This window comes from Streptomyces sp. NPDC047315 (assembly GCF_040643215.1).
Lineage (GTDB): Bacteria > Actinomycetota > Actinomycetes > Streptomycetales > Streptomycetaceae > Streptomyces.
The window spans coordinates 231,801-244,158 of the sequence record NZ_JBEYTZ010000002.1; the positions used below are offsets into that span (position 1 = coordinate 231,801).

10 protein-coding genes are annotated in these 12,358 nt (G+C 72.3%); 4 read left to right on the forward strand and 6 right to left on the reverse strand.

Translation table 11 applies throughout. The features are described from left to right. Nucleotides 1-85: 85 nt before the first annotated feature. On the reverse strand, nt 86-703 hold the full coding sequence (locus ABZ842_RS02980; protein WP_361530584.1) for an ABATE domain-containing protein: 618 nt from the start codon (nt 701-703) through the stop codon (nt 86-88). Nucleotides 704-724: 21 nt separating this feature from the next. On the opposite strand from ABZ842_RS02980, the gene ABZ842_RS02985 reads away from it, so the two are divergent. Together ABZ842_RS02985 and ABZ842_RS02990 are read left to right on the forward strand one after the other, a co-directional pair. After that, complete coding sequence (locus tag ABZ842_RS02985; protein ID WP_361530587.1) at nt 725-1,174, forward strand: VOC family protein; 450 nt, start codon at nt 725-727, stop codon at nt 1,172-1,174. Between the two features lie 294 nt (nt 1,175-1,468). Then, on the forward strand, nt 1,469-2,854 hold the full coding sequence (locus tag ABZ842_RS02990) for a M28 family metallopeptidase (protein WP_361530590.1): 1,386 nt from the start codon (nt 1,469-1,471) through the stop codon (nt 2,852-2,854). Between the two features lie 141 nt (nt 2,855-2,995). Here ABZ842_RS02990 and ABZ842_RS02995 read toward each other — a convergent pair whose 3' ends face one another. The 5 genes from ABZ842_RS02995 to ABZ842_RS03015 all read right to left on the reverse strand — a co-directional run bounded on the left by ABZ842_RS02995 (nt 2,996) and on the right by ABZ842_RS03015 (nt 8,517). Beyond that, complete coding sequence (locus ABZ842_RS02995) at nt 2,996-3,919, reverse strand: ABC transporter permease (RefSeq protein ID WP_361530593.1); 924 nt, start codon at nt 3,917-3,919, stop codon at nt 2,996-2,998. After that, complete coding sequence (locus ABZ842_RS03000; RefSeq protein WP_361530596.1) at nt 3,906-4,850, reverse strand: ABC transporter ATP-binding protein; 945 nt, start codon at nt 4,848-4,850, stop codon at nt 3,906-3,908. The genes ABZ842_RS02995 and ABZ842_RS03000 overlap by 14 nt, the downstream gene beginning before the upstream one ends. Before the next feature lie 143 nt (nt 4,851-4,993). Continuing rightward, nucleotides 4,994-6,349, reverse strand: a complete 1,356-nt coding sequence (locus tag ABZ842_RS03005) for a DUF2092 domain-containing protein (protein WP_361530599.1) — start codon at nt 6,347-6,349, stop codon at nt 4,994-4,996. A 209-nt stretch (nt 6,350-6,558) separates the two neighbouring features. Next, complete coding sequence (locus ABZ842_RS03010; RefSeq protein WP_361530602.1) at nt 6,559-7,404, reverse strand: nucleotidyltransferase domain-containing protein; 846 nt, start codon at nt 7,402-7,404, stop codon at nt 6,559-6,561. Nucleotides 7,405-7,506: 102 nt separating this feature from the next. Beyond that, nucleotides 7,507-8,517, reverse strand: a complete 1,011-nt coding sequence (locus ABZ842_RS03015) for a polyprenyl synthetase family protein (protein WP_361530605.1) — start codon at nt 8,515-8,517, stop codon at nt 7,507-7,509. Nucleotides 8,518-8,785: 268 nt separating this feature from the next. On the opposite strand from ABZ842_RS03015, the gene ABZ842_RS03020 reads away from it, so the two are divergent. Together ABZ842_RS03020 and fahA are read left to right on the forward strand one after the other, a co-directional pair. Beyond that, complete coding sequence (locus ABZ842_RS03020; RefSeq protein ID WP_361530608.1) at nt 8,786-10,975, forward strand: CocE/NonD family hydrolase; 2,190 nt, start codon at nt 8,786-8,788, stop codon at nt 10,973-10,975. Nucleotides 10,976-11,058: 83 nt separating this feature from the next. Then, nucleotides 11,059-12,285 carry a fumarylacetoacetase gene (gene fahA, locus ABZ842_RS03025; RefSeq protein WP_361530611.1) on the forward strand — a complete coding sequence of 409 codons (1,227 nt, stop codon included), beginning with the start codon at nt 11,059-11,061 and terminating at the stop codon, nt 12,283-12,285. Nucleotides 12,286-12,358: the final 73 nt, after the last annotated feature.

Sequence of the window (12,358 nt, forward strand, 5' to 3'; positions counted from 1 at the left end):
CCGGCCAGTGGAGACCAACGCTCCCTCAGGGAAACGGCGGCTACGTCCAAAGGCGCAGGAACGCGCGGGACTATGCGGACACGACCTAGCTCGGCTCTTCCGGGGTGGTCGTGGGGGCGTTGCGGGCGCGGTGGGCCCGCACCTTGTGGCGGTTGCCGCAGCGTTCCATGGAGCACCAGCGTCGGCGGCCCGGCCGCGAGGTGTCGACGAAGAGCAAATAGCAGTTGTCGGTGGCGCATTCGCGGATCCGGTGCGCGTACGGCCCGGTGAACAGCTCCACCGCGTCACGGGCCACCGCCGACAGCAGTTGCGTCCCGGTGGCTCCGGGCACCCAGCCCCGTACGCCCTCCGCGACGAAGCGCGGCACGGGCGGCGGCTCGGCCGCGGCCCGGTTCACCACGGCGAGGTCGTCCGCGGGCAGCTCCCGGCCGTGCGCCCGCGCGGCGGCCACCCGGTGCAGCGCGTCCCGCAGCGCTCGCGCCGCCTGCACCTCGTGCGGTGCGACCACCGGCGCCAGCCCGTCCGGCAACCGGCTCCACTCGGCCCAACGCACCAGGTCAGCGGGCTCGTAAAGGATCTCCCAGCGGGCCAGCCACCCCGGGCCGCCGGTGATGAGCAGATCGAGGCTGAGTGCTCCGGGGTCGAAGTGGAACGGGCGCCCGTTCGGCGGGTGGAGGACGAATTCCCTTGCGAGCTCGCTCATGTAACCACTATAAACGGTTTCATGGCACTGCACTGGAAAGTCACCATCGACTCCGAAGACCCGCACGCCCAAGCCGACTTCTGGGCCGCCGCGCTCGGTTACGAGGTGGAGGACCACAGCTCCCTGATCGGCTGGCTGCGCGAGGCCGGCCATCTGCCGGAGGGCTCGACGCTCCTGCGGTCGGGCCGCGACGTCTGGCGCGAATTCGCCGCCGTCCGGCATCCGGACGACCCGTACGACGAAGCGAAGGGCGTCGGGCTCGGCCGTCGACTGCTGTTCCAGCGCGTTCCCGAGGCCAAGTCCACCAAGAACCGCCTCCACCTCGACGTCCACGTGGGCACGGAGCGGATGGCGGACGAGGTCTCCCGACTCCAGGGGCTCGGGGCGACGGTGCTGTACCGACGGGAGCAGCACGGCGGGGCGTGGACGACCATGGCGGACCCGGAGGGGAACGAGTTCTGCGTGGAGTGACCGCCACGCCGCCGCTTCGCACGGCACCACCCCGCCACGCCGCACCGCCCACGGCACCCCGCACCGCGTCCCGCCGCGCAATCCGTTCGGAGTTGTCCGTTCCGGGTACGTGGAATGTCCGCTGGGCGAACACAACTGACCGGTTTCCGCCCTTGACGGTCCTGTCAACTCTCGCTGAACTCTGAGCACGTACCACGCGTCACGCACCATCAGCTCCAGCGCCCTGGAACTCGCGGCTCCAGGGCGTCTCGCACGTTCCGTCCTGTCCCCGTACGGAATCCACGGAGCCCCCACATGAAGCTCTCCGTCCCCCTGCCACGCGGCCCTCGGATTTCCCACCGACCCAGACGCCTGCTCGTGACCGCGGCCACGGCCCTGGCCGGGCTGCTCGCCGCGGCGTCCCCCGCGGCCACGGCGGCAGCGGCGCCGGCCGCCCCCGCGTCGGCGCCCGCGGCCTCGACCGCCACGGCCGCCGTCGCCGCCGCACCGGACATACCGCTCGCCAACGTCAAGGCGCACCTGAGCCAGTTCCAGTCGATAGCCCAGGCGAACGGCGGCAACCGCGCCCACGGCCGGCCCGGTTACCGCGCCTCGCTCGACTACGTGAAGGCCAAGCTGGACGCCGCCGGGTACACCACCTCCATCCAGCAGTTCACCTCGGGCGGCACCACCGGCTACAACCTGATAGCCGACTGGCCGGGCGGCGACCCGAACCAGGTCCTGATGGCCGGCGCCCACCTCGACTCCGTCACCTCCGGCGCCGGCATCAACGACAACGGCTCGGGCTCGGCCGCCGTCCTGGAGACCGCCCTCGCCGTCTCCCGCGCCCAGCTCAACCCCACCAAGCACCTGCGCTTCGGCTGGTGGGGCGCGGAGGAGCTGGGCCTGGTCGGATCGCGGTACTACGTCAACAACCTCCCGGCCGCCGAGCGCTCGAAGATCTCCTCGTACCTCAACTTCGACATGATCGGCTCGCCGAACCCCGGCTACTTCGTCTACGACGACGACGTGGAGTTGGAGAAGGTCTTCAAGGACCACTTCGCCGGGCTCGGCGTCGCGACCGAGATCGAGACCGAGGGCGACGGCCGCTCGGACCACGCCTCCTTCAAGAACGTCGGCATACGCGTCGGCGGCCTGTTCACCGGGGCCGGCCGGACGAAGACGGCGGCGCAGGCCCAGAAGTGGGGCGGCACGGCGGGCCAGGCGTTCGACCGCTGCTACCACTCGTCGTGCGACACCACCTCGAACATCAACGACACCGCGCTGGACCGCAACAGCGACGCCATCGCCCACGCCGTGTGGACGCTCGGCACCGGGGTGGGCGTCCCGCCCGGCGACAGCTACGAGAACGCCGCGGACGTCGCCATCCCGGACAACGGCGCGGCCGTGACCTCCACCGTCACCGTCTCCGGACGCACCGGGAACGCCCCGCCCACCCTCTCCGTCGGCGTGGACATCCGACACACCTGGCGCGGTGACCTCGTGGTGGACCTGCTGGCCCCCGACGGCACCGCCTACCGGCTGAAGAACTCCAGCGGCAACGACTCGGCTGACAACGTCATCGCCACCTACACCGTCAACGCCTCCAGCGAGCCCGCCAACGGCGACTGGAAGCTACGCGTCCAGGACGTCGGCCCGCAGGACACCGGCCACATCAACAGCTGGAAGCTCACCTTCTGACCCCCACGCCCACCACCACCCCCGGCAGGCTTTCCCCGGAGCCGCCACCCCCCACAGGCTGCATGCGTGTGCACCCACCGCACACGCATGCAGCCATGTCCGGCCCCGCACCATCGGCCCGGGGGACCCTCGTGGGGCGCGTCAGGCAGTGACGTCCTTCGTGGTGAACCGCGCCCACGCCGCCGAGCCGAACACCGCCACATACAGCGCCTGGAGTCCGAGGTTCTTCTGCACCTCGTCCCAGAAGACCGGCTCCCGCAGCAGGTCCGAGAACGACAGCCAGTAGTGCGGGAAGAGATAGGGGTGGATCTCGTCCAACTGCGGGATGGTGTCCAGGATCTGCACCGTGATCAGTAGTCCGACCGTGGCCGCCATCGCCGCGATGCCGCTGCCCGCCAGCGTCGAGACGAACAGCCCGACCGCCGCGAACCCCGCCAACGACGCCGCCACGACGACGGCGACCAGCCCGGCCCGCACCAGCCCGTCGGTGAAGGAGATCGTCGTCCCGGAGATGGTGGTGACGTCCCCGAGGGGGAACAGCAGAGCCCCGACGGCGAGCGCCGACGCCGCCACGGCCAAGGTCGCCACCAGGCAGAAGGCCAGGGCCGTGACGTACTTCGCGAGCAGCAGCCGGGTCCGCCCCGCGGGGGCCACCAGCAGATACCGCAGGGTGCCGGCGGACGCCTCGCCCGCGATCGCATCACCCGCGACGACGCCGACCGCCATCGGCAAGAAGACCGGCAGCGTGGCGGCGAGCGCGGCGAAGACCAGGAACAGGCCGTTGTTCGTGACCTGGGAGATGAAGGCGGGGCCTCCTTCGCCGCCGCCGGGAGGGCCGCCGCCATCGCCGCCGGTCTCGATCTTCACGGCGATGCCGATGAGCACGGGCACCGCCGCGAGCACCCCGAGCAGCGCGAGCGTCCGCCAGCGGCGCAGGGTGGTGACCAACTCGGAGCGGAACAGCCCGAGGGTACGCAACGGGCGGCCCCGTTCCTTCACCACCGGCCCGGGCCCGGATCCCGGCTCCGCCGCCGCGGCCCCGTCCTGCACGTCAGCCCGCGACATCGAAGCCCTCCCCCGTCAGCTCCACGAACGCGTCCTCCAAGGACGCCCGCTCCACCCCGAAGCCGCGCACCCGCACGCCGGCTTCCACCAGCGCCGCGCTCAAATCGGCCAGCTCCGCCTCGGGGCCGGGCGGATCGCCGCTGACGCGGTCGGCTTCGGCTTCGACCGCCACACCCGTCACCCCACGCTCCTTGAGGACGCGGGCGGCGTCGTCAGCGTCCGGGGTGAGGACGGTCAGCCGGCCGCGGGCGCGGGCCGCCAACTCGGCGACGGGCCCCTGCACCAGCAGCCGCCCCTGCGCCATGACGGCCGCATGCGTGCAGACCTGCTCGATCTCGTCCAGCAGATGGGAGGAGAGGAAGACGGTGGTGCCGTCGGCGGCGAGCTCCCGGACCAGGGCGCGGATCTCCCGCATGCCCTGGGGGTCCAGGCCGTTCGTCGGCTCGTCGAGGACGAGGAGCCGACGCGGACTCAGCAGCGCCGCGGCCAGCCCCAGCCGCTGCTTCATCCCCAGGGAGTACGCCCGGGCCTTCTTCCCCGCGGCCTGGGTCAGCCCCACCCGGTCCAGGGCGGCGGCGACGCGGGCGCTGCGGGTGCGCGGGTCGGCGGTCGGGTCGGCGGAGTCGTAGCGCAGGAGATTGTCCCGCCCGTTCAGGAACCCGTAGAGCGCCGGCCCCTCGATCAAGGCGCCCACCTGCGGCAGCACGGTGCGGGCGGCCTTCGGCATCGCACCGCCGAGCACCGTCGCGCTGCCGGCCGTCGGGTCGATGAGGCCCATCAGCATCCGGATGGTCGTCGTCTTGCCGGAGCCGTTGGGGCCGAGGAAGCCGAAGACGCTGCCCGCCGGCACGGTGAGGTCGAGCCGGTCGACGGCCAGTTGACCGCCTCGGTAACGCTTGGTGAGCCCGCGCGTCTCGATCACCGATGTCATTCCGCTCCCCGTCCTCTCGGGCGCGCGGTCGCCCCACCGCGGCGCCGTCCGCCCCACCGTACGGCCTGCGGGGCGGGACGAACGGCAACCGCTGCCTCTGCCTGTCGGGCCCGCGGCGGTGACCGCGGGCCGCCGGGCCGCGGCTACTTGTCGGCGTTCGCCGCCTTCACCAGCGCTTCCTTGGTGACGGCGCCCACGTACACCGTGCCGTCGTCCGTCATCAGGGCGTTCACCAAGCGGGTCTTGAAGACCGTGCCCGAGCCGAACTCCCCGCTGACGGGGTCGCCGAAGGAGTTCAGGAAGCCCTCGGCCGCGGGCGGCAGCTCGCCCTTCTTCGGCGGGGCGAAGCCCTCACCGGTGGGGGACGCGATCTTCCCGATCGTGGTCCACCCCTCGCCGATCACCTGCGGACCGGCGAAGTCCTCAAGACCCTTCAGGTCTTCCAGTTCCTTCAGGTCCTCGCCGTCCTTCAGGCTGCCCTTCAGCTCCTCCTCGATCTCCTTGGGCAGCTTCGGCAGCTCGCCCTCCAGCTCCGGCGCTCCGAAATCCTCGGACGACTGCTTCGCGAGCTCGTCCGCCTCCGTCACCTTCGCGCCCTTGGGCGGGGCGAAGTCGAAGGTGGACGCGGCGGGCCGGTCGAAGTCGACCTTGGTGAAGCCGACGTCGATCGCTGCCTTGCCGCCGCTGGACGGCACGAGCGTGAACTTCAGCGGCGTCCCCGTCTTGGAGTCCACGGCGACCTTGATCGAGCCGATCGTCGAGCCGCTCTGCTTGGGCTTGATGACGAGCTGGTACGCGGAGCGGCCGGCGACCTTGGCGGTGCCGTCGACCGTCACCGACGTCGTCTTGTCGGCCGCCTCCAGCGCCTTGGCGGCGAGCTCCTTCGGCGTGGTCGGCAGGTCCTCGGGGCCGGTGAAGCCCTTCTCCTCGCCCTTCTTGCCGCCCTTGCCCGGGCCTTCACCCTTGTGGTGGACGACCTCATTGGACTTGCTGTCGTACGCCCACACCTCGGCGCCGTTGCGGATCAGGCTGTACTCCGCGGAGTCCTCCAGGATGGAGAGCTTCTGGCGCTCGGGGCCGTCGACGGCGACCCGGAGGGTGTGCGAGCCGGACGCCAGCTCCATCAGCTTGGCGTCGGGAGAGGCCGACGAACCGCCTTCGCCCTCGCCGCCTTCCCCGCCCGGACCAGCCTCGCCAATGCCGGAGAGGAAGGAGTCCGCCAGGCCGCCGAAGTCCGGAAGGCCCAGGTCCGTGCTGACCTTGATCGTGCCGGAGAGCTGCTGGGTCTCGGACGAGGCCATCTTCTCGATCAGCTCCTGGGCGCTGATCTTCGGCAGGTCGGGGTCGCCGGAGGCCGCGAGCGCGGGGACCAGGCCGATGGTCGCCGCCGCCACCCCCGCCACCGCGACCGGGAGGGCGTAGCGAGCCGCCTTTCGCCGACGCACCCGGTTGCCGGCCCCCGTCTCTTCGGTGGTCTGTGCGCTGTCGTTCGGTGCCATGGTGTGCCCTATCCTCCGTGATCGGTCACGAGCGGTCGTGCGGACTGGAGCAGTGGTTCGGTTGATTCGACTGGTTCGAGCAGTGGTTCAATCTGACCAAATCGATGCCGCTCGGGCGTCAGTCCCCGGGAGCAAGTTGGCGTACTGCTCAGGGATGAGTGATCCATCGACCACCTCCCCCAACCGATAGGGAACGGCCCTAGGGGTTATCAACCTTCGTCGTACGCATCGACGATCCACTGCGCCTGCGGGCGTAGGAACGCCAGCGTCAGTTGTGCCCTACGGTCCAACCACTCCGGCGACGAGGACGGCGGCGACGACGACAGCGCCGTTGCCGCAGGCTCGGCCTCCGACCCGGGCCCAGGCCCGGCCCCGCCCCCGTACCGCCGTTTCCTGATGTCCGCCACGACCTCGGCGGGCGCGCCGAGCCTGGCCAGCACGCCGAAAGCCTCGGCCTTGGTGATCAGCGTGCCGTCCCGCAGCGTCACCAGGGCGCGCGCCAGCGCCAGCATCCCGTAGTCGACCCATTCGTCCGCCCGGAACAGGTCCTCCTTGTCCAGAACGGGCAGCACGTACTCGCGCGTATTCCGAACGATGTACTCCTTGAGTTGACCGTCGGTCACCTCCGGGAGGAGCCCTGCGACCGGCCGCCCGTACAGCACACGCCCGAAACGGTGCAGTTCGACCCGGGTCACCGGGGACACGGGGCGCCGGAAGAGCTCCCGCATGGCCCACGTGAGGTGGTCCCGCTCCGGCTCGTCCAACTCCTGGAGCGCGACGTAGCTGCAATGCAGCTTCTCCGCGACCGCAGCGATCGGAGACGCCCGCTCCAGCCCCTCGTGGAGCGAGGCCAGTTCCTTCTCCTCGGCATCCGTACAGGGCCGCTCCACGACCGCGATCAGATCGAGGTCGCTGCGGCCCGGCCGGTAGTCCGTCCCGGCGGCGATGGAGCCGTGGACCCAGACCGAGACCAGCGGCACCAGCGGGCGGACCCCGTCGATGAAACGTTCAAGCAGCTCGTTGGTGGCGGCATCATCCGTCGTCGCGAGAACCATGGAGACAGTCTGACCATCAGTTCCCGTTCGCGGCAGACCGCATCGGCCCCTCCGGCAGGGACCACCAGCCCTACGACACGAACCGCCGCCCCCCTGACGCGCTCAGCCCGCGCGGTGCACCACCGCGTCGCACAACTCCTCCAGCGCCGCCCGCGCGTAGCACTCCGGCAGCGGGGCGAGCATCGCCCGCGCCTCCTCCGCGTACCGCACCGTGTCCCGGCGGGCCTGCTCCAACGCGGGGTGGGCGCGCAGCCGTCGAAGCGCCTCGGCGTGCCGGGCGTCGTCGGCGAGGTCGCCGTCGAGGAGTGCGACCAGCTCCAGGTCCTCCGGCAGGCCCTGCGCCGCGGCGCGGGCGCGCAGGTGCAGCACCGGCAGCGTCGGGATGCCCTCGCGCAGGTCCGTGCCCGGCGTCTTGCCGGACTCGTGGGAGTCACTGGCGATGTCGAGGACGTCGTCGGCGAGCTGGAAGGCGACCCCGAGCCGCTCCCCGTACTGGGTGAGGATGTCCGTGACGCCCTCGTCGGCGCCGGACATCATCGCGCCGAAGCGGCCGGAGACCGCGATTAGCGAGCCGGTCTTGCCGCCGATGACGTCCAGGTAGTGCGCCACGGGGTCGCGACCGTCCCGCGGCCCGGCGGTCTCCAGGATCTGCCCGGTCACCAGCCGCTCGAACGCCTCGGCCTGGATGCGGACCGCCTCCGGGCCCAGGTCGGCCAGTATGTGCGAGGCGCGGGCGAAGAGGAAGTCGCCGGTCAGGACGGCGACGGAGTTGCCCCAGCGGGCGTTGGCGCTGGACACCCCGCGGCGCACGTCCGCCTCGTCCATCACGTCGTCGTGGTACAGGGTGGCGAGGTGGGTAAGCTCGACGACGACGGCGGAGGGCACCACGCCCGGTGCGTGCGGGTCGCCGAACTGCGCCGCCAGCATCACCAGCAGCGGCCGGAAGCGCTTGCCACCGGCGCGCACGAGGTGCTGGGCGGCCTCCGTGATGAAGGGCACCTCGCTCTTGGTGGCTTCGAGCAGACCCGCCTCGACGGCGGACAGTCCGTTCTGGACATCGGCCTCAAGAGCCTGGTCCCGCACGCTCAGCCCGAACGGCCCGACGACGGTCACGAGGGAGTCTCCTGTCTGCTGATAATCACACGGATTGTCGATCTGTCGCTGCATTCACTCAAGTCAGCGTATCCGGTCGTCTTTCGATCACCGTGAGCGCCTTCCCGCCTCCGCCGGTATGTTCGTGATCAGCACATACGCCCAGGGGTGAGCCTTTTCACCGGGATCCGGATCACGCCCCGATCACGGCCGCAGCCAGGGCCGCGGACGGGCCGGGAACGGACCCGTTCGACGGGCCCGCCCCGCACCCCGTGCACCGAGGCACGCCATGAGCCACGCCCGTCCTCCCGCACCATCCGTACCCTCTGCAACACCCCCAACGCCACCCCCTCTCCCGCCCCCGGGGGCCCCGGTCCGCCACGACGACGTACGGATCCCCCTGCACGACGGCACCCTCCTCCACGCGCGCGTCTGGCGCCCGCCCGCCGACGACCCTGCCCCCGTCCTGCTGGAGTACGCACCGGACCGGCTCACCGACGCCACCGCGGCCCGGGACTCCCAGCGCCACCCCTGGTACGCGGCGCACGGGTACGCCTCGGTACGCGTCGACGCCCGCGGCCACGGCAACAGCACCGGCTCCCCGGCCCCCGCCGCCGACCCGACCGCCACCGCCGCCGACGCCGCCGAGGTCGTCGACTGGCTGGCCGCCCAGCCCTGGAGCACCGGCCGGATCGGCGCCTTCGGGCTGGGCGCGGGGGCCGACGTCGCCCTGCGCCTCGCCGCGCTCGCGCCGGGCCCCCTGGCGGCCGTGGTCGCGGTAGGCGCCACCGACGCCCCGTACGACAACGGCGGCGCCTACCTCGGCGGCTCGGTCGCGGCCGACTCCCTGCACTCCGGCGCGACCGCGCTGCTGGCCGAGGCGTGCCGACCGCCCGACCCCGCGTACGCGGGCGGCGCCTGGCGCGAGCTGTGGGCGGCCCGGCTGGAGACCGTGACGCCGCCCCTGCACGCCCTCCTGTCACACCAGCTCCGCGACGACTTCTGGGACGACCGCGCCGTGGGAGGCGGCGCCGGACTCGCCTCCGTACGGGTGCCCGTCCTCGCCGTCGGCGGATGGCGCGACCCGTACCGCGACACCGTCCTGCGACTGCTGGCGGCGCTGCCGGCGAACCGGGTGCGCGGCCTGGTCGGGCCGTGGTCCCACCAGTACCCGGACCGTGGACGCCCCGGTCCGGCCATCGGCTTCCTGCACGAGACGCTGCGGTGGTGGGAGCCGCACCTACGGGGCGTGGACGGCCCGTCCGCCGAAGAACCCCTACTGAGGGTCTGGCTCGCGACGCCCGGAGCGCCCGGAGCGCACAACGACCCCGACGGCCCGGGGCACTGGATCGCCGAGGACGCCTGGCCGTCCCCCCGCGTACGGACCGTTCCGTACCCCCTCACCGGCCCTCCCCGGCTCGTCGCCACGCCCCAGCACACCGGTGTGGACGCGGGGCGCTGGCTGTCGACGACCGGTCGTACGTCCGACCGCGCCCCCGATCAGCGCAGCGAGGACGCGCGCTCCGCGTGCTTCGAATTCCCCGTCGAGGGTGACGCAGAAGAGGAGGGAGAGGACGTCGCGGGGAGCGGTGCGGGCGGCGGCGTCGCCGTCCTTGGCAACCCGCGCGTGACGCTGCGGCTGCGGATGGACGTGCCGCACGGCCAAGTCGTCGTACGGCTGTGCGACGTCGCACCCGACGGCTCGTCCGCGCTCGTCACCCGCGGCGTGCTGAACCTGGCGGCGCGGCACGGCCGGGAGCGTGCGCACGCCTGGACGCCGGGCGAAACGGAGGACGTGGCCCTCGAACTCCACTCCATCGGGTACGTCTTCCCGCCCGGACACCGCATCCGGTTGGCGGTTTCGTCGGCGTACTGGCCGTGGGTGTGGCCGCAGACGGGCTCGACCGGGTTCGTCCTCGTCCCGGGGGGCTCCCGGCTGGACCTGCCGGTCCGGTCCGGCGCGAACCGGCCCGCCGACCGGCCGCCCCGGGCCGAACCGGAACGGTCCGAGCCGCTCGGCATCAGCTCGGCCGCTCCGCTCGCCGCACCCGGCGAGGAGCCGGTGGAACGCCGCGTGATCAGGGACGTCGACACCGGGGAGTGGCGGGTGGAGACCGACCCTCGACCCCGGGACGCCCAGCGCGAACGCCGTTATCCGGACGGGCTCGAACTCTTCGAGGACGCCGTCGAGATCCGGACGATCCAGGAGGACGACCCGCTCAGCGCCCGCGCCGAGACGAAGTGGACGGTCCGCTTCCATCGCCCGGAGGACCCCCGCGACTCCGTCTCCGACGCGGACGGCGCACCACAGCAGCCCGGAACCGGCACTGGCACCTGGACGGCCACGGTCGAAGTCCGCTCCTCCCTGGCCTGCGACGCGGCGGACTTCGTCGCCGAGGACGAAGTGATCTGCCGGGCCGGCCGGGAGGCGGTGTTCCACCGCACCTGGAAGAAACGATTCCCTCGGATCGCCGGGTGATCGCGCCCTGCCGGACCCGTGCGCCCCCCACGTAACGTGGACCCCACAGCGTGGATCCACCGCGGAAAGCGAGGCAGGCACCGATGTCCGAGCAGAGCCCGCTCGACCTGGCCGAGGGCGACCCCTTCGGGCCGCACAACCTCCCGTACGGCGTCTTCACCACCGCCGCCGAACCCGACCGGCGCAGGCTCGGCGTCCGCATCGGCCGTTACGTCCTCGACGCGGGGGCGGCGGCGCGCGCCCTCGGCTCCCCCTACACCGCACTCCTGGACCAGCCGTCGCTCAACCGCCTGCTCGCCGCCGGCCGCACCAGCTGGCACGACGTGCGCCGCGCGCTCACCGCGTGGGTCACCGTCCCCGCGCACCGCGCCGACGTCGAGCCCCTGCTGCACCCGCTCGACGCCGTCACCATGCACCTGCCGTACGACGTCGCCGACTACGTCGACTTCTACGCGAGCGAGCACCACGCCGCCAACGTCGGCCAGATGTTCCGCCCCGGCGGCGAAGCCCTGACCCCGAACTGGAAGCACCTCCCGATCGGTTACCACGGCCGCTCCGGGACCATCGTCGTCTCGGGCACGGACGTCGTGCGCCCGCAGGGGCAGCGCAAGGCCCCCGCGGACCCGGCGCCCGTCTTCGGCCCCTCCGTCAAGCTCGACATCGAAGCGGAGGTCGGCTTCCTCGTCGGCGCGCCGTCGACGCCCGGCCACCCGGTCCCCCTCGCGGACTTCCGCGACCACGTCTTCGGGCTCTTCCTCCTCAACGACTGGTCCGCGCGCGACATCCAGGCGTGGGAGTACGTGCCGCTCGGCCCCTTCCTCGGCAAGTCGTTCGCCACCTCCGTCTCGGCCTGGGTGACCCCGCTGGAGGCCCTGGACGCGGCGCGCACCGACCCGCCCGCGCGGGACGTCCCCGTACTGCCGTACCTGGACGACTCGACGGACGAGGAGAAGGGCGGCTTCGACCTGCGGATCACCGTCGCCATCAACGGCCACGTCGTCGCCGAGCCCCCCTTCGCGACCATGTACTGGACGGCGGCGCAGCAACTCGCCCACATGACGGTGAACGGCGCCTCCCTCCGCACGGGCGACGTCTTCGCCTCCGGCACGGTCAGCGGCCCCGAGGTCCACCAGCGCGGCTCCCTGCTGGAGCTGACCTGGAACGGCCGGGACCCCCTCGAACTCCCCGAGGGCAAGCGGACGTTCCTGGAGGACGGCGACGTGGTGACGATGACGGCCTGGTCCCCGGGCCCGGACGGCGTACGCGTCGGCCTCGGCGAGGTCACCGGCCGCATCGTCCCGACGCCCTGACGCCCTGACGGGAGCGGGCCGCGTCAACACCGCGCGCCCGTTCACCCGTTCCAACGACCCTTCTCCGTTCCCG